We start from the raw sequence: 20,920 nt of genomic DNA, 5'->3' as shown, positions 1-20,920 counted from the left end.
CCGCGATGACCACCACCGTCCCGATCGAATCGCCGGCGCCGCCGGAGCGGCCGCGCGGCCGGTGGGGCCTGTGGGCCCAGGGGGACTTCCGCCGGCTCTGGATCGGTGAGACCACCAGCACCCTCGGCACGGCCGTCGGCAGCGTGGCGCTGTCCCTGGTGGCCGTGGTCACGCTGGGCGCCGGCCCCTTCGCGGTGGGCGTGATCAACGCCGCCGCCTGGCTGCCCTGGCTGTTCCTCGGCCTGCCGGCCGGAGCCTGGGTGGACCGCTGGCCCCGGCTGCGGGTGATGCTGGTCTGCGACCTGCTGCTGCTCGTCCTCTTCGCCAGCGTCCCGGTGTCCGCGTGGCTGGGGGCGCTCTCCCTCGCCCAGCTGGTGGTGGTGGCCCTGCTGACCGGGGCGGTGAAGGTGTTCTTCTCCACCGCCTACGGGGCGGTGCTGCCCGCCCTGGTGGCGAAGGCCGACCTGCTGGAGGCCAACGTCAAGCTGCGCTCCGGGGCCTCGGCGGCGGAGATCGCCGGCCCGGGCGCGGCCGGTCTGCTCGCGCAGGCCTTCGGCGCCGCCAGCGGGATGCTCGCCGACTCGCTCACCTACCTGGTGTCGGCGTTCTGCCTGCGGCGGATCAGGACGGAGGAGCGCCCCCCGCCGGTGTCCGAACGGCGCGGCATCCCGCGCGAGATCGGCGAGGGCGTCCGGTTCCTGCTGCGCGATCCCTACCTGCGCACGTTCGCCTGCTTCGCGGCGGTCGGCAACCTGGGACTGAACGGCATCCAGGCGGTGCAGACGGTCTTCCTGGTGCGCAGCGTGGGGATCGAACCGGGCGCGGTGGGCGCGGTGTTCGCGCTGGTGAGCGTCGGCGGGCTGGCCGGTGCGATGCTGGCCGGGCGGATCGCCCGCAGGCTGGGCACCGCGCGCGGGCTGCTGGTCTGCGAGCTGGTGGTCGCGCCCTTCATCCTGCTGCTGCCGCTGGCGGGCGAGCGGCTGCCGCTCGTGGTCAGCGCGCTCGCCTGGGCCGTCGCGGTCTGCGGCGTGGTGGCGGGCAACGTCCTGGCCGGCAGCTTCTCCCAGGCCTACTGCCCGCCCGAGATGATCGGCCGGATCAGGGCCAGCTCCGCGACCCTCAACTACAGCGCGATCCCGGTGGGAGCCCTGCTCGGCGGCTGGCTCGGCGAGGTGATCGGCGCCCGCGGCACCATCTGGCTGATGGCGGGCGTGCTGCTCTCGGCCGGCGGGGTGCTGCTGGCCAGCCCGCTGCGCGGCCTGCGCGACTTCCCGACCAGGCCGTCGGACCCCGCCGCCTGACCGCGCCGCCCCGCCCCGCCCCACCCCGCGCCACCTCCCGACCCGCCCTCACCCGGAGGCCCCGATGACCCGCACCGCCCGCCCGCGCCACTACCTGATGTGCCGTCCGACCCACTTCGAGGTCAGCTACGCGATCAACCCGTGGATGGACCCCGCCAAGCCGGTGGACACCGACCTCGCCGTCGCCCAGTGGGAGCGGCTGTACGCCCTCTACGGCGAGCTCGGCCACCGGGTCGACCTGATCGACCCGCTGCCCGGCCTGCCCGACATGGTCTACGCGGCCAACGGCGCCACCGTGGTGGACGGCAAGGTGCTCGGCGCGCGCTTCCGCAACGCCGAGCGGGCCGCCGAGGGCCCGGCCTACCTGGAGTGGTTCCGCGCCCGGGGCTTCGAGACGCGCGATCCGGAGCACGTCAACGAGGGCGAGGGGGACCTGCTGCTGACCGCGGGGTCCGTGCTGGCCGGGCGGGGCTTTCGCAGCGTGGCCGACGGGCACGCGGAGGCCCAGGAGTTCTTCGGCCGGCCGGTGATCGGGCTGGAGCTGGTCGACCCGCGCTACTACCACCTGGACACCGCGCTCGCCGTGCTCGACGGCGACGAGATCATGTACAACCCGGAGGCCTTCTCGGCCGGCAGCCGTGCCGTCCTGCGGCGGCTGTTCCCGGACGCGCTGCTGGTGGGCGGCGAGGACGCGGCGGTGTTCGGCCTCAACGCGGTGAGCGACGGCCTGCACGTGGTGCTGCCGGAGGCGGCCGTCGGCCTGGCCGCGCGGCTTCGCGAGCGCGGCTTCCGGCCGATCGGGATGGACCTCAGCGAGCTACTCAAGGGCGGCGGCAGCGTGAAGTGCTGCACCCTGGAGATCCGTTCGGAGGTCTGAGAAGCGGCTCGGCCGGGCACCGGTGATCAGTGGTGACCACCGGTGCTCGGCTGTAGATCGGCCGTTGACCGCCCCCGGCCAGACTGGTGCCACACCACGACGGAACCCCTTCCCCCCGGGGAAGCGACCCAAGGGAGCACCAGAGATGACGCAGCGTCCGGCCACCGCCCGTACCCGCCTGCGGCTGTTCACGGTCGGCCTCGGGGTGGTCGTCGCCCTGGGCGCGGGCCTCTCCGCCACGGTCGCCGTGGCGGAGTCGGCCGGCGCCGGGACGGCGACGGTGGTGAGCGGCGACGCGACGCCGACGGCCGTCCCCACCCCGACCCCGACCAGCACCGGGCACGGCAGCACCGGCGACTGGAACAGCACCGGGTCCTGAGCGTGCCGGGCCCCGTGCACGCCGGTTCCTGAGCGCGCCGAAGCCGGGCGCAGGATCGATTCTTCAGCAGCCCGACGACAGCCGGTCGGCGGCCCGCCGCCCCTTCGGGACCGAGGGAGCCGACGGGACCGAGGGAGCCGACGGGACCGACGGAGCCGACGCGGCCGACGGAGCCGACGCGGCCGATGCGGCAGAACCCTCCCGTGGGGACAGCAGCCCCGCCACCTCCGCCGCCTCCGGCAGCCCCAGCCGGACGAAGATCCGGTGCGCCTCCCGCAGCCGGCCGCCCGCCTCGGCCTCCCGCCCGAGGTCGGCCAGGGTCCGGCCCAGCACCACCAGCGCGTGGCCCTGGTCCCGTTCGGCACCCAGCTCCTCGCACAGCTCCAGCGACTGCCCGGCGTGCTCCAGCGCCTCGTCCGTCCGGCCCAGCGACCGCAGACTGTCCGCCATCCGGTAGCGGGCGTGCGCCGCCCGGGCCCGCAGACCGGCCGCCGAGGCCACCGCCAGGCACTCGCCGAACCAGGTGACCGCCTCCTCGTGCCGCCCCAGCCCGTGCAGCGCCAGCCCCAGCACGTACAGCGTGTACGCCCGGCCCGGATCGTCGTGCCGGGTCCGCAGTTCGGCCAGCGCCTCGTGGCAGATCGGCACCGCCTCGGCGGCCCGCCCGCTGCGCACCCGGGCCAGCGCCGCGTTCACCGTCGTCACCAGCGCCCCGGAGCGGTGGCCGAGTTCGCGGGCCAGCAGCAGCGCCTCGTCGTAGTGCCCGACGGCCTCGTCGTAGCGGCTGAGGAACTGGCAGACCAGGCCGAGGTCGTTCAGCGCCTGGCGCAGGATCACCGTGTCGCCCGCCGAGCGGGAGGCGGCCACCGCCAGCCGGGAGGCCGCCTCCGCCTCCTCCAGCCGGGTGGCGGCCAGGGCGACGTTGCCGCGGAGGAAGTGCGCCCGGCCAGCTGCCCGGTGGTCGGCGCGGTGGACCGCGGCGGCGGCCAGGGCCTGCGCGGTGGTGGCCAGTTGGCGGCTGGGCGGGGCGAGGACGAACGGCGTGAGCGCGATCAGCAGATCGATCGCGGCGCGCAGCGGCTCGGGCCCCGGGCCCTGCCCCGGCCCGTGTGTCGGGCCATGCGTCGGCGCACGGCCGTCGGCAGGAGCGGGCGGGGCGGCCGCGGCGTCGTCCGCGACGGTCCAGCCCGCCACCTGGGCGGCCAGCGCGATCGCCCCGGAACCCTCCGCCTCGGCCCAGGCCCGCGCCCCGTCCGGGCCGTCCAGCGGAACGCCCGCGCTGCGGGCGGGCCCCAGCGCGCCGGCCGCCGGATCCCCGGGAACGGCGTGCTGGAAGGCCGTGCACGCGGTGGCCAGCAGGTGGTCGAGCATCCGGTCGCGGGCCGCCACCGCCGCGCCGGGATCGTCCGGACGGCGCCGGGCGAACGCGCGCAGCAGGTCGTGGAAGCGGTAGCGGCCGGGGAAGGGCGACTCCATCATCGCCACGTCCACCAGAGCCTCCAGCAGGTCCTCGGCGTCGTACTCGTCGAGGTCCAGCAGGGCGGCCGCGGCCTGCAGCCCGAGGTCCGGGCCGTCCACCGAGGCGGCCAGCCGGAACGCCCGGGCCTGGGCGGGCGTCAACTGGCGGTAGCTCAGTTCGAAGGCGGCCGCCACCTCCAGGTCGCCGATGCGCAGCTCGTCGATCCGGCGGCGCTCGACCGCCAGCCGGCGGCCCAGTGTCTGCACCGTCCAGCTCGGCCGGGCGGCCAGCCTGGCCGCCACGATCCGCACCGCGAGCGGGAGGTGGCCGCAGACGAGCAGCAGCTCCCGGGCGGCCTCGGCCTCGGCGGCCAGCCGTTCGGCGCCGATGGTGCGGCCCAGCAGTTCGAGCGCCTCCTCGGGTTCGAAGACGCCCAGGTCGGCCTGGACGGTCGCGGGCAGTCCGGACAGCCGGGTGCGGCTGGTGGTGAGCACGGCGCAGCCGACCGCGCCCGGCAGCAGCGGTCTGATCTGCGCGGTGTCGTGGACGTTGTCGAGCACCAGCAGCAGCCGCCGGCCGTCCACCACCGAGCGGAACAGCGCCGAGCGGGCGTCCAGTCCGTCCGGCACCGCGTCGGCCGGCACGCCGAGCGCCACCAGGAAGCCGCTGAGCACCGCCTCCGGATCGGCCGGGGTGGCGTCGGCGCCCCGCAGGTCGACGTAGAGCTGCCCGTCCGGGTAGGCCTCGCGCACCCGGTGGGCGACGTGCAGGGCCAGCGCGGTCTTGCCGACCCCGCCCATGCCGACCACGGTCGCGATCGCCAGCGCCTGCTGGCCGGGCGCGCCGAGGGCTCCGCCCAGCCGCTCCACCAGCACCGTACGGCCGGTGAAGTCGGCCGCGTCGGGCGGAAGCTGGGCCGGTCTGGGGGCCGGCACGCCGTTCCCGGCCGGGGCGGCGGCGGGTGCGTCCGGTACCGCGGGTCCGCCGGCCGGCTCCGGCGTTCCGGCCCCGGGCGCGGTCTGCTCCGCCGGGCCGGGCCCGGGCGCGGCCGGCCCGGGCACGGCGGACACCGGCCGGAGGACCGGCGCCGGGGCGGCCAGCGTCGGGTCGCCCTCCAGGATCCGCTGGTGCAGCAGGTCCAGTTCCACCCCGGGCGCCACGCCCAGCTCGGCCAGGAACAGCTGACGCGCGCCGCGGAACACCGCCAGCGCGTCCGCCTGCCGCCCGGCCTGGTACAGCGCGCGCATCAGCAGCCCGTACGCCCGCTCGTGCAGCGGGTGTTCGGTGGTCAGCGAGGTCAGCTCCGGGATGCACCGGGAGTAGCGGCCGAGCGCCAGGTCCAGGGCGATCCGTTCCTCCAGCAGGGTCAGCCGCAGCTCCTGGAGTCGCTGGCGCTGGCGCTGCGCGAACGGGCCGGGGATGCCGGCCAGCGGCTCGCCCTGCCACAACTCCAGTGCCTGGTTCAGCAGATCACGCGCCTGCTGCGGCTCCCCGGCGGCCGCCGTGCGCTCGGCCTGCGCCGCCAGCTCCTCCGCCTGCGCCGCGTCCACCGCGTGCTTGGGCAGCACCAGCCGGTAGCCGTCCCCGACCGAGGTCAGTACGGTCGGCGTGTCCGGTTCCTCGCCGTGCAGCACCTTGCGCCACCGCCAGGCGTACGTGCGCACCGTCGTCATCGCGGTGCCCGGCGGCTCCTCGCCCCACAGGGCGTCGATCAGGTCGGTGGCGCTCGCGCCGTGGCCGGGCCGCAGCAGCAGCACCGCCAGCATCGCCTGCTGCTGGGGGCTGCCCACCTTCAGCGCGGTCGCACCGCGCTGCGCTCTCATCAGTCCCAGCACCGAGAACCGGAAATCATCCATCCCTGCACCTGCCCGCCTCATGTGCTCGCCCCCGTCCGCGCACGTGCCGCCCCCCGATTCGATGAGCCCCTATCAACCCACGGCACCCCGCGGGATGTCGAGGGATCATCGACCCGGTGGTGATCCGGCGTTGATCGGCCGTGACCACAATCGACGGTGTGGCGCCCGCAGTCGGCCCGGCCCCGACCGCCGGACCCGCCACGTCCCCGGTCGCCCGGCCGCCGTCCGGCCGACCACCACGGCTCTCGGAGGCGGACCCCCATGAACACCGACCTGCTCCACCGGCTGCTCGACGTCGACCCGGCCGCCGGACCGGTCGACCTGCTCCACCGCGCCCGGGGCGAGCGCCACCTCCCGTACCTGGTGCTCGCCGCGCTCGCCCGGGACGGCGTCCGGATGGGCCGGCACGCCCGCGCCGAGCTGCAGCGCGCCCGCGACCGGGCCGAGTGCTACGCGGGCGTCGCGCGCGACCTCGCCGACGCCACCGGGGTCCGCCCGATCCGCGACCTGCCACTGGCCGGCTACTACCCGCCCGACCTGCCCCGGCCGCTGGCCGAGCTCGGCCTCGTCAGCCCCACCGAGGCCACGCTCTGGCAGGCCGTCAACCGGCTGGTCACCGATCACCCGGTGGAGTCCGTGGAGGTCACCCTGTTCGGCGAGCGGCCCCGGCACACCGCCGTCACCCTGCGCTGGCCGGGCGAGGACCCGCTGCTGGACCCGTGGTACCAGGTACGGGTCGCCACCGCCGCGCTCACCGGCGACCTCGCCACCGTCCCGGTCCGCCCCTACCTGGCCGCCGACGACCACGTGGAATGCCTGATCGCCCTCGCCGAGGAGGGGCTCGGGCGCGCCTTCCTCGCGGGCGACGTGATCGACGTCGCCCAGCTCGCCGGGCAGCCCTTCGACGCCGTCGAGACCGCCGCGGTGGTCGCCGCCTACCGGCTCGCCCCGGAGGCCGCGGCCCTCCTCGACCTCGCCGCCGAACACGTGCCGCTCGGCTCCCTGCGGGACGTGCGCACCGTCCTGGAGACCGAGGTCGCCCCCGAACGGCGCCGCCGCCGCGGCCGCCACCGCCCGCTCCGGCCGCGCCACGGCACCCTGCTGCGCCGCACCGTCATCCGGCACCGGTGGGACGAGGCCCTGCTGCTCCCGGCCGGCGACGCGACCCTGCTGCTCACCCCGGTCGCCGACTACCTGCTCGGCCCCGAGGGCACCCGGCCGACGGCCTCCGAACGCTCCGCCGCCCTCGCCGCCCTGAGCGCCTGGGACGCCACCGCCCCCGGCGGCCCGGACCGGGCCCCGTGCACCGGCCTGTCGGAGCCGCGCCACCGCTGAGCGGGCCCGCGGGCGGCGGCCGGGGTGGGGGTCGGGGGTGGGGGGGCTTGCCGAGCGGCCCGGGAAGTCTTGTATCGTTCCTGGCGAATCATCCAGAGGGGTGGAGGGACCGGCCCTACGAAGCCCCGGCAACTCCCCGTTCGACCCGGCGTCCGAAGTACGCGCCGTGCCGTCCGGGGGCAGTGCCAACTCCGGCCTGTCGCCACTGTGGCGCGGGAAAGATGAGGAGACACGGTGCTCTCTGTGCTGTCCTTCGCCCGGGCGCTTCCCGCCCCGGCGCTTTCGCGTACCCGTCTCGTGCCCGGCGCAGGCAATCGGCCGTTTCCCCCGGCCCGTCCTCGCTGACCACACCCCCCGGCTCCCCGCCAGGAGCCGCCGTGAGCAGCGACCGTCCGCTGCTCCGGGCCCCGAGACTGGAGTACCCCCACATGGAGAACACGAGCGGCGTCGGCGTGCTCGACAAGGTCACCTCGATCCTCGGCACCCTGGAGGCCGGTCCCGCCACGCTGGGCGGCCTGGTCGCCGCCACCGGCATGGCGCGGCCCACCGCCCACCGGCTGGCCGTCGCACTCGAACACCACCGCCTGGTCAGCAGGGACACCCAGGGCCGGTTCATGCTCGGCCCGCGGGTCGGCGAGCTCGCGACGGCGGCCGGCGAGGACCGGCTGCTGGCCGCGGCCGGCTCGGTCCTCACCCAGCTGCGCGACATCACCGGCGAGAGCGCCCAGCTCTACCGCCGGCAGGGCGAGGTGCGGATCTGCGTGGCCGCCGCCGAGCGCCTCACCGGCCTGCGCGACACCGTTCCGGTGGGCGTCACCCTCCCCATGAAGGTCGGCGCCGCCGCCCAGATCCTGCTCGCCTGGGAGGAGCCCGAACGGCTCCACCGCGGACTGCAGGGCGCCCGTTTCACCGCCACCGCGCTGAGCGGCGTACGGCGCCGGGGCTGGGCCCAGTCGGTCGGCGAGCGCGAACTCGGGGTCGCCTCCGTCTCCGCGCCGGTCCGCGGCCAGTCCAACCGGGTGGTCGCCGCCGTCACGGTGTCCGGCCCGATCGAACGCCTCACCCGGCACCCCGGCGCCCAGCTCTCCCAGGCCGTCGTCGAGGCCGCCCACCGGCTCACCGAGGCCCTGCGCCACCCCTGAGCGGGGGCCCCGCCCGCGTCGGGGCCCCGCCTGCCCCGGGCTCAGGCCCGGGGCAGCAGCACGGCGCGGGAGGGACGCGGGATCCGGCTGATCACCGAGCCGATCAGGGTGCCGATCGACACCCCGAAGACCGCCGACACGGCCGTCAGCACCGACTGCGCGCCGTTCCCGACCTCGATCTGCGCGGTGTGCAGGAGGCCGAAGGAGCCCGGTACCACGATCCAGAACGCCGGGAGGTAGAGCACCTGCCAGAGCGGACCGCCCGGCAGCCAGTGCACCAGGGTGGCCGCGGCCGCGGCGGTGACCGCGCCGGCCAGGCCGCCGACCGCCGCGCCGTGCGCCGACCCCACCACCACCTGGACCGTGACGCTGACCGCGATCACCACGACGATCCACGGGACGGCCGAGGGCGGGGTGTTCACGCTGACCACCACGCCCGCCACCGCGAGCGCCAGCCCCAGCGCGATCACCCACCAGCTCGGCCTGGCGACCTGCACGTCGGCCAGCGCGGCGGCCGGCACGCCGGCCGCCGTCGCGGCCGCGGCCACCCCGGCGAGGAACAGCGCCAGCTGCACCGCACCGGACACCAGCCGGGCCGTACCCGCGCTGGCCGCACCCGCGGCGATCTCCGACAGCCCGGTGACGAGCAGTCCGCCCGGCAGCAGGATCGCCAGCGTGGCCACGATGGTCCGCAGCGGGCCCTCCAGCAGCCCGGCCCGGGCGAGCGAGAGGACCAGCAGCGCGACCAGGAAACCGGCGGTGACGGGCAGCAGTGGCCGCAGGTACGGCAGCCGCCGGGCGAGCACGGTCAGCCCCACGACGAGCAGCGAGCCGAGCCCGGCCGCCAGCACGTTCGCCGCCACCGGCTGGAGGAAGAGACAGACCCCCACCCCGACCGGCAGCGCCCCGAGGTCCGACACCCACGCGGGCCGGCGGGCCGGCGCCCGCCGGATCCCGTCCAGCTCGGCGAGCGCCCGGGGCCCGTCGAGCTCGCCCGCCCGCAGCCGGTGCACCAGGTGGAGGACGTCGGCCGTCTGCTCGAACCGCAGCGCGGTGCCGACCGGCTGGAACCGGGTGGCGTCGTCCGGCCCCAGCGCGACGAAGAGCCCGTTGGTCAGGGCGGCGACCCGTACGTCCGGCGCCCCCAACGCCCGCCCCAGCCAGTGGAGTTCCTCTTCGACGTCATGGACGGGCAGGCCGCCGCCCAGCAGGGCTTCGCCCAGTTCGAGCAGCAGACGGCGGAGCGGGTCGGGCGGGGCGTCGGTGCCCCGGACCGGGGGAGACTTGCTTGGCATGGCAGGTATCGTCCCATCCCGCCCGAATCGGTCCGACTGTGCCCCGGTCTGTTCGGTTTACCGCCGTTCCCGGCCGGGCCGGCGGCGGAGGCCGGCCCGGGACACGAGCGCGCGCCCCGCCCCGGTATCCGCCCCCGGGCAGTAGCATCGCTTTCAACCTCTTTGGGATGCTTTCCGGTGAATCGGCGACGGCCCGACCGTGCGCAGGAGGACCGCCCGCCGGCGTTGGGGGAGATGTGACCGTCGTCGCCGCCGTAGCCCGCTCCACCCGGGTCCGGCCGCTGACCGCCGCCGAGCTGCTGGCGGAGGCGGTCGCCCGGGCCGGGCTCTGGGAGCTCCTCGCCGAGCGGGCCCACGGCGATCCGGAGGCGGTCCCGGTGCTGTTGACCCCGGGCACCTCCGCGTACGGCGATCCGGCGACCGCGGTCAGCGCCGCCCTGGTCGAGCACCTGATCGACCTCCTGCACGACCGCGGCTACCGCGAGGTCACCGTCGGCGCCGCCCGCTGCGGCCCCGACACCTGGCTGGCCGGCCCCGGACTCCTCCAGGCCTGCCGCCGGCTCGGCTACGGCGGGCGCACCCCGCAGGGCAACGCCTACCGCGTCGTGGACCTGTCCGAGGAGGTCGGGCCGGCCGAATTCCCCGACTCCGCCGTCCTGCACGGCAGCGGCATGGCCCGCAGCTGGCTGGACGCGGGCTTCCGGATCAACATCGCCAAGAACAGCACCCACCCGGAGTTCGGCTACGCCCTGTGCCTGGCCAACCTGTTCGGCGTGCTCCCGCAGGACGACAAGCACCACCACTACCGCGCCCGCCGCGACGGCGCCGAGGTCATCCTGGACCTGCTGCGCTCCTACCCGCCGGACTTCCACCTCATCGACGCCGTGGTGAGCAGCCACGGCTGCGCCGGATCGCAGGTCGGCCGGCCGCTGCGGACGGACACGGTGATCGCCGCGCCCGACGGCGCCCTGGCGGACCTGGTCGGCGCCCTGCTCATGGGCGTCGACCCCGTCTCCTCGCCGCTCAACGCCCGGGTGCTCAGCGACCGCGGCCTGCCGGACGCCTACCGGATCGACGGCGACCTGACGCCCTACCCGGGCTGGCGCAACCCGCCGAGATCCCTGGTCGAGGCGGTGCGCCGGCTCGCCCCGGACGGACGGGCCCACCGGCTGTTCAGCGTCGCCGCCTGGCACGTCGCCCCGGGCACGGAGGTCACCGACCCGGCGCTCGCCCGCCTCTCCCGCCTCCTCACCTCGCTGATCCGCGCCGCGGACACCAACCCGGCCGCCGCCGCCACCCTGTGCGCGATGGTCGGCGCGGCGGCCTCGGCCTCCTCCACCGTCCGCGCCTGGCGGACCGGCAACGCCAAGGACGGCCTGCGGCGCCGGGACGTCTCCCTCGCGGTCGACCCCGACGCCTACACCCACGAGGACTTCGACCGGATCACCGACCTCCTCCGGCCGCTGGAGACGGTGATCGACGCGCTGCCCGCGGACGCCTGGCAGATGCGGTGGCAGCACGTCGGCCACTCGATCCTGTTCGGCTGCGAGCGCACCGTCAACGCGCCCTACCGGGAGTTCGTCCGGCGGGTCGACATCAGCCGGTCCATCAGCTACATGACCGACTACCTCGGCGGACGGGTCCACGTGGTGACCCGCGACGACCAGGGCCGGCCCACCCGCCAGATCGAACGCAACCTGTACCTGGCACAGCCGAACTACCTGGCGTACCACGGCGGCCCGCCCATCGACGTCTGCAAGCTGGAGTCGGTGGACTACCGCGAACACCGGCAGCGGATCTCCTGGCGCACGGTCCGCAGCCCGAACGGCTCCGCCGAGTACGACGACGGCTCGGTGACCTTCCTCCCCGCGGCCGACGGCGGCCGCACCCGGATCGTGATCCGGGTGCGCCAGCGGTTCACCCTCCCGCTGACCTGGCAGGTGATCCGCCCCGACACCCGGCCCAAACTCAGGGACCCGCTCGTCCAGGACTCCTACCAGCGCTTCTTCACCCGCACCCTCGACAACTTCGAGGCCCAGTACGAGGGACGCCCCTACCGGATCGGCCGGCCCTGGGAGGAGTTCGACGACCTGGAGGCGGCCGAGCTGCCCACCCAGCGGCTCACCGAGGCCGCCCGGATGGTGCGGACCGTCGCCTCCCAGGCCCTGACCGTGCCGACACCGCCGGGACGCCTGGGACCGGACGGCTTCTGGCACGTCTCGCCCGGCGACATCCCCACCCGCTCCCCCCTGCTGGACGAGTTCCGCGAGTCGCTGCGCCCGGCCGTGGCCGGCTTCTGGCAGGGGCTGCGCGAGGCCGCGGCCCGGGACCGGCGGTCGAGGAGGGCCCCGTGAGGGCGTGCGTCACCGGCGCCAGCGGGCTCGTCGGGTCCCACGTGGTGCGCGCGCTGCGCGCCGCCGGCCACGAGGCGCGGGCACTGGTGCGCCGCAGCAGCGACCTCCGGCAGCTGCACGGCCTGGACGTGCCCCTGGTCAACGCCGACCTGCGCGACCCGCTCAGCCTGCGGCCCGCGTTCGAGGGCTGCGACACGGTGTTCCACTGCGCCGCCGTGTTCGCCTACTGGGACACCAGCCGCGAGGAACTGGCCCGGGCCAACGTGGAGGGTACCTGCGAGGTGCTGCGGGCGGCGGCGGAGGCCGGGGTCCGGCGGGTCGTGGTGACCTCCTCCTCCATCACCTGCGGCTCGTCGGGCGGACCGGTGGCCCGGGACGAGGCGTGGACGCCCGGGGAGGAGTACCTGCCGGACTACTTCGTCACCAAGCTGGACCAGGAGCGGACGGCGTTCGCCCTGGGCGCCGAACTCGGCCTGGAGGTGGTGGCGGCCTGCCCGACCATCGTGGTCGGCGGGCCCGACTGGCGCCTGGTGCCCAGCAACGCGCTGATCACCCGGTACCTGGCCGACTCGCTGCGCACCACCTACCCGGGCGGCTGCAACATCGTCTCCGTCCGGGACGTCGCGGCGGGCCACGTGCTGCTCGCCGAGTGCGGCCTGCCCGGGGAGCGCTACCTGCTCGGCGGCGAGAACTGGGCCTGGCGGACCATCCACCAGACCGTCTCCGAACTGTGCGGCACCCGCGGACCGTGGGCCACCGCCAGCCACACCGGCGCGTACCTGGCGGCGACGCTGGGGGAGATCCGCGCCGTGCTGACCGCCCGGGCCCCGGCGACCACCCGGGCGGAGGCCCGGACGATGGGACGCTTCTACTGGTACCGGCACGACAAGGCCGCCGACCTCGGCTACCGGCCGAGGCCCGCGCGGCAGGCGCTGGTCGAGGCGCTCGGCTGGCTGGTGACCAGCCCGCACCTGTCGGACCGGGTCAGGTCCGGGCTGCGGCCGCACCCGGAGGTGACGGGCGCGCGGGAACTGCTTCCCCGTCCGCTGGAGGAGGGGGGACCGGCGGCGGGCTGAGCGTCACTGCTTCGAGTTCCTGGCGCGGGAGGGCGTGGCGGCGGTGTCGGCGCCGTTCGTGTCGCCGCTCGTGTCGCCTCCGGTCGGTGCGTCGCCCTCCGCGGCGGGGGCGGTGTCGCCTCCCCGCGCGGTCGTGCGGAGTCGGTCGCGCAGGCGTTGTTCGTGTTCCCAGGTGACCTCCGCGACCCGCTGGCAGTAGTCCATGCCGAGCCCGCTCAGTTCCTGGGCGAACCTCAGGTCCTCGTCCGCGACGAACTTCCAGAACTCGCTGGTGACCTCCCCCCAGGCGAGCCTGCCGGTGGCCAGCCCGGCCGTCAGCTCCGCCCAGTCGCCCCACATCGTGGTCTGCAGTTGGGCGATGTTGGCCGCGGTGGACCGGAGGTTCTCCCAGCCCGCCTGGAGTTCTTCGTTCAGCTGCTCGGGGGTATCGGGGCTCATGAGCACTCCTCGGTTCGGGCTTCTCGGTTCGGGTTTCTCGGTTCGGGTTTCTCAGTTCGGGTTTCCGGCATCGGCCGGCCGGGGGCTCAGCAGCGTGCTGTGGTGGAACCCCAGGCGGGGGTCGGTCCAGACGGGCAGGTCGGGGACGTGGGTGCGCAGCTCCGGCATCGCCACCCGCAGCCGTACGGTGTTGGCCGGGTAGTCGTACACGGTGATCGTGTTGAGCCCCCGGTTGGCGGTGAACAGCAGGGACTGGTCGGCGGAGAGCTGGCAGGCGTAGACGCCGTCGACGAGCGTGCCGCGGGTGACCCGCAGGGCGCCGACGAAGTGCTTGCTGCTTCGGCCGGGCGAGCCCCGGGTGAAGGCGTCGGTGACCTGCCGCGCCGCCTGCCGGGCGGAGCGCAACTGCGCGGCCAGGCGCGGGCGTTCGTCGATCACCCGGTACGAGGCGAAGTCGGCGAGGTCGATCATGACGATGGTGCCGCTGCCGCCGTTGCAGTAGATCAGCTCGCGGTCGGAGACGCAGACGTCCGAGTTGATGTGCGCGGGGAAGCTCTGCCCGCACGCCCAGTGCCGCAGGATCTGCCCGGTCCCGGCGTCGATCTCGTAGACGTACTCCTTGAAGTAGGCCATGGCCCACTCGTGCCAGTCCCGGCCCTCCTGCGGCAGAACACGGAAGGAGAGCGCGTAGAACCGCTCGTCGCCCGGGTGGCAGGCCACGTGCCAGCAGGTCGTCGGCAGCCGCACCCGCCGGGCGGTGCGCTTCTCCAGGTCGAAGATGCCCACTTCGGCGGCCTCGCCCCGGCCCGGGTGGTCCATGCCGCCGTAGACGAGGTACCGGCCGGAGGCGGTGCGCTTCATGGCGTGCGGCAGCTTGAGCAGGTGGTCGCCGATGCGCTCGGCCTCGGTGGGGCGGTCGAGGTCCATCAGCCACAGGCCGTCACCGATCGCGGTGACGCCGTGGGTGCCGTCCAGCCACACCATGTGGGTGCTGCTCTTGATGGCCGCGTCGGGGGGCTCGAAGCGCAGGGTGGAGACGCGTTCGCTCTCGTCCAGGGACTGCACGTCGTAGAACAGGAGTTGCTGCCCGGCGTTGCCGAGGAACCCGAACCTGCGGTCGGGGGTGATGCTGACGGCGTGGCCCCCCGAGATGCCGTCGTAGTACCGCACCCGGTAGGCGTACTCGCCACTGTCCGGGTTGTAGCGGAAGACGCAGACGCCGGCCGCGCCCTCCAGACCGTTCATGCCGTTCCCGTCCAGGGCGATGTGGAAGGCGTAGGGGTAGGTTCCCATCGTGTCGTGGCCTCCACTGATCATCGTATGAGGGGCACGGTTTGATCGCATGCGATGCGCACTGATTGTGACACGGTGAGTGCGTACAGGGTCGCCTTGCGACGTGCGTGTGCGATCCAGGTGTGCAAGCCCGACGAGGGGTTCTGTCATCGAGTCGTGACGTTGGGTGATCGCCCTCCGTTGGTCTCGCGGAGAATCCTCGGAGAAAGGTGGATTGATCTCGATGATGCCTGCGCAGCCGACCGCCACGCTGACGCCTGAAGCGCCGGTCGCCACAGCCCCTGCGAAAACAGTGGCCTTTGCGCAGGAAAGTGTTCCCATGGGTCCTGCCAATGAGCCACACAAAAGGACGGAAAGGTGCACGTCACTGGTGGGACCCAGCCGCTCCCCGCGGATTGCGCGCTCTGGGCCATCGTCCCGTAGCCCCGCAGGGCCACCGGCGTCTCGCTGCGCCAGCACCTGCACGCGGCGATCGGGGTGTCGCCCCCAGGCCCACCGCGCCACCTTCCGCGGCCGGGCCGCCGCCCCGAGCGGGGCCTGACCGGCCGTCGACCCGGTTCCGCGCTCCGGCTCCGTCGCTGGTCAGGGCCCTGGCGGAGCGGAAAACCAGGTGCGGACGGGCCGGTTCGCACTCGTATACTCGTGCGAGCTCTGGAGGAGGAGGTGCAGAAGTGAAGCTTGCCGAGGCACTGGCAGAACGCGCGGAGGCGACGCGCCGTACGGAACAGCTGCGGGCGCGCATCGTCAGCAGTGCGCGGCACCAGGAGGGGGAGACGCCCGCCGAGGACGCGGCCCAGCTGTTGGCCGAGGTCGGCGAGGTGCTGGACGCCCTGGAAACGTTGATCCGGCGGATCAACCGGACCAACGCCACCGTGGAGATGGGTCCGGACGGCACCCTCACCGATGCCCTCGCCCGCCGGGACGTCCTGCGGCTGCGCCACTCCGTGGTCACCGCGGCGGCGGACGCGGCGGCGGGGACGGGTGACCGGGGATACGGTCGGCAGCTCCGGTCCGAGCTGATGATGCTCTCCGCGCTCCCGGTCGCCGAACTGCGCGGTCAGGCGGATGCGCTCGCGCGGGAGATCCGCGAGGTCGATGTGCGGATCCAGCGCACGAACTGGGAGGTCGATCTGCTGGACTGACAGTCCGGCAGGTTCGGACGATGTGGAGCAGGTAGCAGCTTCGGAGGCGTGCACACACCGAGGGCCGGCGGTATTCCGGCCCACTCCTGGCGCGTGAAGAGCAACGCGGGGTTCGACTCCCCATCAACAGTGCAGCTCAGCACCGCGTACAGGTAACCGTGCACAGCACACAGCACATCACCACGTGCAGGTCCGAGGCGGTGAGGGCGGGTTCGGGGCATTCCACATCGCAGCTCCGCGCAGGAAGTCGGCTGGGCCGACTTCCTGCGCGGAGCGTCGGCCCGGCTCAGGCGTGGAGCGTGACGTTGGGCAGCGGGCGGCCTTCGGCGTCGAACAACGCGGCCCCGCAGTCGCAGTGCTCGTCGGCCAGGGTCTCGGTCGGGGGCAGCTCCCACACCAGCATCTGCGAGCAGTCCGGGCAGTTCAGGCTGACCAGGGTCTCCTCGGGCTCCGAGCCCCAGGCCCGCACCGGGAGGCCCTCGTGCAGCAACCCGGCCGGTTCGCGCCCACCGGTCAGCGCGACCAGCAGCTCATAGGTGTCGGTGCCGTTCTCCCACACCAGGAGCGTGCGGCCGAGGTCCGCCAGCACGGCGGCGAGGTGATCGAGCTGACGGACCGGGACGTCACCGCGGCGCAGCGTCGGGTCGTCCTCGGCCGCCCGGTGGACGACCTCCGTGCCGATGCCCGCCGGTTCTGCCCCGAAAGCCCGTACCCGGCCGGCCACGAATGCCGCCAGCTGCCCCGGGTGGTCCTCGCCGGTCCAGTCCATCGTGAACATCACCCGGTCGACCCGGACGCCCCGCGCCCGCTCGTCGGGGGTCAGGACCAGCGCTTCCAGTTCTTCCGACTCTTCCAGCTCCGTCACGGCGATCACGCTATCAACTGGACGGGCGGCGCGGCCCGATGCCACCGATCCGGCGTCGGAGAGCCGAGCGGACCCGGGGCCGGTACGCGGACGGGCACCGGCTGCCGGACCGGATCCCCGCGCGGTGAGCCGTGACGACCTGCGAGGACGTACCGGCGATCATGCCGCTACGGTTCCTCCGTGACTTCTCCCGCCTGGACCGATGACGAGATCGTCGCCGGCCTCCACGAGTTCGCCGAGGCCCGCGGTCTTCCCCTGCCCGCACCGACGAAGGCCGCCGACGAGTTCGAGGCCCTCACCGGATTTCCGATGGCGCCGCTGCTGCGGAGGATCTACTGCGAGGTCGCCGACGGCGGCTTCGGGCCGTACGGCGGCGTCGTCTCGCTCACCGAGTCGAAGCGGCGGTTCAGCCACGAAGGGTCCCTGGCGCGTGTCTACCGGAAATGGGCCTCCGAGCCGGGCTTTCCGCCCAGCGTGGTGCCGTTGGTGACCCTCGGCGGTGTCATCTGGTGGTGCCTCGACCTCAGCACTCCGCAGGGCGCCATGTGGGGCATGGACGAGAACGCCTGCGACCACCACTACGTGTCCCCGCAGGACGTCACCCTGGCGGAATGGCTCACGGACTGGCTCCTCGGGAACGACACCTTCCCGACGATTCCCCCGGTTCCCGACTGCCCTGACTGCTGACGGGCGGCCGGCCCGGCTCCTCGGGCCGCAGCTGGACCGGCCTCCACTCGATCGCCAACGTCTCTCGCTCTTACGGGAGTTCCATCCTTCCGGTGACCAGTGGCGGTGAGGTCCGACCGCGTCGCCGGGTGGTCGCCGGAGACCAGTTCGGCCGCCCGCAGCGGATCGTCGTCCGCGCGTGCGAGCAGTGCTCCGACATCGTGGCCCGGTGCGTCGTAGCCGGGTGGCGGGGGCCGTGCCCGCCGCCGTAGCGTGCGGGTTCGGGACGACGTCGGACGGCGGGGAGGCGACGTGGCAGGGCAGGACGCGCGGTTCGCCGCCTACGCTCCGGACCCGGCCGAGCGGCCCGCTCCGGTGACCGCGGTGGTCTAGGAGGCGACCGGGGACGATGTGCCGGGGCTGGCCGCGATCCAGGCCCGGGCGCGCGGTGGTTCGGCGGGCGACTGGGCGGACCGCATCCGGCGGGCGCTGCGTGCTGAGCGCAGCCTGGTGATCACCGCGAAGGTGTCCGGTGAAGCCGTCGGGTACGCGAGTGCGGCGTTCCTGCCCGAGCACGCCGGGGGACGGCGCCCCGGCCGGCCACTACCTGACCGGTGTCACGGTGGATCCCGACTGGCGGCGCCGTGGAATCGCGAGGCTGCTGACCCGGCGGCGGATGGAATGGGCCTGGGGAGGAGGGTCGGCCGTCTGGTGCTTCATCTCCGCCAGGAGCCGCGCCTCGCTCGACCTGCACCGGGAACTCGGCTTCGAGCAGGTGGAGGTGGGTGCCTCCTTCCAGGGCATCGATTTCGCCGGTGGCGAGGGCTGGCTCCTGCGAGCGGACCCGCCGCGACCGTGACGGGGTGCCACCTCGTGCGAGCCGCGCTCACCCGTGTCGGCGGCGGCCGCCGCCTGACGCAGCATCAGGCGTGGATCGAAAGTGTCCGATGAGGATGGCGGAGAGCCACTCGCTGATCCAGAATGACGGAATGGTCACGCTTGAGACTCCCCGGTTGATCCTGCGTCGCTGGCGCGAGGCGGACGTCGCGCCCATGGCTGCCGTCAATGCCGATCCCGAGGTGATGCGGTGGATCCGGGACGGCAGCGTCCGTGACGAGCAGCAGACCCGCGCCGGGATCCGGGCGTGGGAGGGCGAGTGGGAGTCGCGGGGCTTCGGCCTGTTCGCCGTGGAGGTCCGTTCCACCGGCGAGCTGGCCGGGTTCACCGGGCTTTCGGTGCCCGCATTCCTGCCGGAGGTGCTGCCGGCGGTCGAGGTCGGCTGGCGGCTGGGACGGTCCCACTGGGGGCAGGGCTTGGCCACGGAGGCGGCCGTGGCCGCTGTCCGGTTCGGGTTCGAGGAGCGGGGGCTGGAGCGGATCGTCAGCATCGCCCAGGTGGGCAACGACGCCTCCGAACGGATCACGACCAAACTGGGGATGCATCCGGCCCGTGAGACCGTCAACCCCACCAGCGGGCGGCGGGTCCGGGTGTTCGAGCTGTCGTCGGAGCAGTACGCCGCGGCCACTCGCTGACGGTCCGGGCGCTGGTCCGGGCGCTCCTCCGGGCGATCTTTCAGGCCCAGCGTCGTCGGTTTCTTGACATTGCGTACTCCCTCAGGAGCGGTCGGCCCACCACGGTGAACGACAAGGCAGACTCCTCCCGGGGTGACCGGCGGAGACGGATTCCGCCGGTGCACCGGCATCGACGACGGCGGCACGCCGACCGATCGGTACCTGTGCCGACCAGCCGCCCGGGGTCCGCCCCGGGCCGAGCCCATCGCGATGTCGATGGTGCGCGAGACAACTGGCCCCCCGCGACTGCGGGGGGGATGACGACTTGTGGGGGAACCGATGGAACGACGTACGCTGCTGCGCGGACTCGTGGGAGTGCCGCTCGGCGCGATGACGCTGATCTCCGGAACCGGGCGTTCCTGGGCGGGCGAGCCGATCGGAACGATCGAGGTCAAGCCGCCGGCGCCGAACGTGGAGTGGACCCGCCGCTGGGACGGGTGGGGCACCACGCTGGGCTGGTGGGCGAACCGGATCGGGCCCCGGGACGACCTGGCCGACCTGCTGTTCACCCGCGACACCGTCCCGTTCCTCGGGCACCAGCTGCCGGGCCTGGGCATGAACATCGTCCGGTACTGTGCCGGCGGGTCCGGGAGCAACACCATCGGCTCCCGGAAGATGGCGTCCTCGCTGGACGGGTTCAAGAAGATCGAGGGCTTCCAGCTCGACTGGAACTCCGACGATCCGTCCTCGTCGAGCTTCGACTGGAGCCTGGACGCCAAGCAGCGGGGCGTGCTCCAGCAGGCGAAGGCCCGGGGCGTGGACACCTTCGAGCTCTTCGCCAACTCGCCGATGTGGTGGATGCTCAAGAACGACGACCCGGAGGGCGCCGCCGACGGCCTCTGCAACCTCCAGGACGGCAACTTCGACCGCCACGCGGCCTACCTGGCGACGGTGGCACGGTATGCGCACGACCACTGGGGCATCGACTTCGCCTCGGTCCAGCCGTTCAACGAGCCAGGCCTGAACTGGGGCAACAAGGCGGTGATGGACACCACCCAGGAAGGCTGCTTCTACACCCACGCCCAGCAGGCCGACCTCATCCGGCGGACCCGCGCCCAGCTGAACGTCCGGGGCCTGACGGGGACGCTGGTGGCGGGCCTCGACGAGAACGGCACCGCGCTGGCCCGCAACACCTGGACGAGCCCGGAGTTCGACGCCGTGACCAAGGCGGCCGTCGGCCGGGTCAACGTCCACGGTTACGACGAACTCGGCGGCGACCGGGTCGGGTTGTACGACGCGGTGTCCGCCGACGGCAAGCGGATCTGGAACTCCGAGTACGGCGACGGGTGGGCGCACGGCCTGGCCCTCGCCGAGAACCTGCACGCCGACCTGCGCCTGCTCCACCCTTCGGCCTGGGTGGCCTGGCAGATCCTCGACTGGCACGGCTTCGGCGCGATCGACTTCACCGACGGGGCGCTGGTCGGGGTCAACCCCAAGTACTGGGTGCTCGCCCAGTACATGCGGCACATCCGCCCGGGGATGACGATCATGGACACCGGCCACAACAACGCGGTCGCGGCCTACGACGCCGTCAACCACAAGCTGGTCGTGGTCGCCTACCTCCTCGAGGACGCGCAGTGGCTCACGTTCGACCTGTCGGCGTTCTCGCAGCCGGGCGTCCACGGTGCCGCGGTCAAGCGCTGGGTCACCGGCGTCGGCGCCGGTGACGGCCAGCGCTACCAGTACTACGCGGACACCGTGATGAACGGCGGGCGGTTCTGGTCCGACTGCGGTGCCTACAGCGTCCAGACCTTCGAGGTCTCCGACGTCCACCTGTAGCCGCTCGCATCCCCGGCCGGGCCCACCCCGGCCGGGGACGTCCGTCGGCCCGGTCGAACTCCCGGACCGGATCGAGGAAGTGTCCCGCATCC

The 20,920-nt window shown here is 74.0% G+C and carries 17 protein-coding genes, 1 pseudogene and 1 riboswitch; of the genes and pseudogenes, 13 read left to right on the top strand and 5 right to left on the bottom strand.

Annotated features, from left to right (window positions below; all coding sequences use genetic code 11):
- Positions 1-5 precede the first annotated feature (5 nt).
- The 3 genes from ACZ6EM_RS20900 (at position 6) to ACZ6EM_RS20890 (ending at position 2,557) form a co-directional block, all read left to right on the top strand.
- A complete protein-coding gene (locus ACZ6EM_RS20900; protein WP_465772969.1) occupies positions 6-1,301 on the top strand; it encodes an MFS transporter in 1,296 nt (431 codons plus the stop codon).
- A 64-nt stretch (positions 1,302-1,365) separates the two neighbouring features.
- Positions 1,366-2,178 carry a dimethylargininase gene (gene ddaH / locus ACZ6EM_RS20895; protein ID WP_452179984.1) on the top strand — a complete coding sequence of 271 codons (813 nt, stop codon included), beginning with the start codon at positions 1,366-1,368 and terminating at the stop codon, positions 2,176-2,178.
- 145 nt (positions 2,179-2,323) lie between these two features.
- A complete protein-coding gene (locus ACZ6EM_RS20890; protein WP_401048750.1) occupies positions 2,324-2,557 on the top strand; it encodes a hypothetical protein in 234 nt (77 codons plus the stop codon).
- Positions 2,558-2,620: 63 nt separating this feature from the next.
- On the opposite strand, the gene ACZ6EM_RS20885 is transcribed toward ACZ6EM_RS20890, so the two are convergent.
- Entirely contained in the window at positions 2,621-5,872 is a 3,252-nt protein-coding gene (locus tag ACZ6EM_RS20885; RefSeq protein ID WP_465772967.1) for an AfsR/SARP family transcriptional regulator, read from the bottom strand.
- Positions 5,873-6,133: 261 nt separating this feature from the next.
- Here ACZ6EM_RS20885 and ACZ6EM_RS20880 point away from each other — a divergent pair, with 261 nt between their 5' ends.
- Positions 6,134-7,207 carry a hypothetical protein gene (locus ACZ6EM_RS20880; protein ID WP_452179981.1) on the top strand — a complete coding sequence of 358 codons (1,074 nt, stop codon included), beginning with the start codon at positions 6,134-6,136 and terminating at the stop codon, positions 7,205-7,207.
- 85 nt (positions 7,208-7,292) lie between these two features.
- Positions 7,293-7,435, top strand: a riboswitch (SAM riboswitch).
- A gap of 200 nt (positions 7,436-7,635) precedes the next feature.
- Positions 7,636-8,349, top strand: a complete 714-nt coding sequence (locus ACZ6EM_RS20875; protein ID WP_401056597.1) for an IclR family transcriptional regulator — start codon at positions 7,636-7,638, stop codon at positions 8,347-8,349.
- A 41-nt stretch (positions 8,350-8,390) separates the two neighbouring features.
- Here ACZ6EM_RS20875 and ACZ6EM_RS20870 read toward each other — a convergent pair whose 3' ends face one another.
- Positions 8,391-9,644 (bottom strand): threonine/serine exporter family protein, encoded by a 1,254-nt coding sequence (locus ACZ6EM_RS20870; protein ID WP_465772966.1) that lies wholly within the window; start codon positions 9,642-9,644, stop codon positions 8,391-8,393.
- A 236-nt stretch (positions 9,645-9,880) separates the two neighbouring features.
- Between ACZ6EM_RS20870 and ACZ6EM_RS20865 the strand changes: the two genes are divergently transcribed.
- Positions 9,881-11,998: a DUF362 domain-containing protein gene (locus tag ACZ6EM_RS20865; protein WP_465772965.1), complete on the top strand. Its 2,118-nt coding sequence runs from the start codon at positions 9,881-9,883 to the stop codon at positions 11,996-11,998.
- Positions 11,995-13,074, top strand: a complete 1,080-nt coding sequence (locus ACZ6EM_RS20860) for an NAD-dependent epimerase/dehydratase family protein (protein WP_465772964.1) — start codon at positions 11,995-11,997, stop codon at positions 13,072-13,074. Before ACZ6EM_RS20865 ends, ACZ6EM_RS20860 begins: the two co-directional genes overlap by 4 nt.
- A 3-nt stretch (positions 13,075-13,077) precedes the next feature.
- Here the strand turns inward: ACZ6EM_RS20860 and ACZ6EM_RS20855 are convergent, their stop codons facing one another.
- Both ACZ6EM_RS20855 and ACZ6EM_RS20850 read right to left on the bottom strand, forming a co-directional pair.
- Complete coding sequence (locus ACZ6EM_RS20855; protein WP_465772963.1) at positions 13,078-13,512, bottom strand: hypothetical protein; 435 nt, start codon at positions 13,510-13,512, stop codon at positions 13,078-13,080.
- A 51-nt stretch (positions 13,513-13,563) separates the two neighbouring features.
- Positions 13,564-14,805, bottom strand: a complete 1,242-nt coding sequence (locus ACZ6EM_RS20850) for a hypothetical protein (RefSeq protein WP_465772962.1) — start codon at positions 14,803-14,805, stop codon at positions 13,564-13,566.
- 432 nt (positions 14,806-15,237) lie between these two features.
- On the opposite strand from ACZ6EM_RS20850, the pseudogene ACZ6EM_RS20845 reads away from it, so the two are divergent.
- Together ACZ6EM_RS20845 and ACZ6EM_RS20840 are read left to right on the top strand one after the other, a co-directional pair.
- Positions 15,238-15,346 (top strand): annotated as a pseudogene (locus ACZ6EM_RS20845) (AraC family transcriptional regulator); the annotation flags it as partial.
- A gap of 130 nt (positions 15,347-15,476) precedes the next feature.
- Positions 15,477-15,947 (top strand): DIP1984 family protein, encoded by a 471-nt coding sequence (locus tag ACZ6EM_RS20840; RefSeq protein ID WP_359911388.1) that lies wholly within the window; start codon positions 15,477-15,479, stop codon positions 15,945-15,947.
- Positions 15,948-16,233: 286 nt separating this feature from the next.
- Here ACZ6EM_RS20840 and ACZ6EM_RS20835 read toward each other — a convergent pair whose 3' ends face one another.
- A complete protein-coding gene (locus ACZ6EM_RS20835; RefSeq protein WP_401045791.1) occupies positions 16,234-16,812 on the bottom strand; it encodes a hypothetical protein in 579 nt (192 codons plus the stop codon).
- A gap of 180 nt (positions 16,813-16,992) precedes the next feature.
- On the opposite strand from ACZ6EM_RS20835, the gene ACZ6EM_RS20830 reads away from it, so the two are divergent.
- The 4 genes from ACZ6EM_RS20830 (at position 16,993) to ACZ6EM_RS20815 (ending at position 20,828) form a co-directional block, all read left to right on the top strand.
- On the top strand, positions 16,993-17,499 hold the full coding sequence (locus ACZ6EM_RS20830) for a hypothetical protein (protein ID WP_401045788.1): 507 nt from the start codon (positions 16,993-16,995) through the stop codon (positions 17,497-17,499).
- Positions 17,500-18,031: 532 nt separating this feature from the next.
- On the top strand, positions 18,032-18,337 hold the full coding sequence (locus ACZ6EM_RS20825) for a GNAT family N-acetyltransferase (RefSeq protein ID WP_465772961.1): 306 nt from the start codon (positions 18,032-18,034) through the stop codon (positions 18,335-18,337).
- 130 nt (positions 18,338-18,467) lie between these two features.
- A complete protein-coding gene (locus ACZ6EM_RS20820) occupies positions 18,468-19,010 on the top strand; it encodes a GNAT family N-acetyltransferase (RefSeq protein WP_465773006.1) in 543 nt (180 codons plus the stop codon).
- Between the two features lie 318 nt (positions 19,011-19,328).
- Positions 19,329-20,828 (top strand): glycoside hydrolase, encoded by a 1,500-nt coding sequence (locus tag ACZ6EM_RS20815; RefSeq protein ID WP_401045783.1) that lies wholly within the window; start codon positions 19,329-19,331, stop codon positions 20,826-20,828.
- The last annotated feature ends 92 nt before the right edge of the window (positions 20,829-20,920 follow it).

Source organism: Kitasatospora sp. NPDC041917 (genome assembly GCF_055589745.1).
Note: the sequence above shows the minus strand (reverse complement) of the source record. Positions and strands in the feature narration are given on the sequence as shown.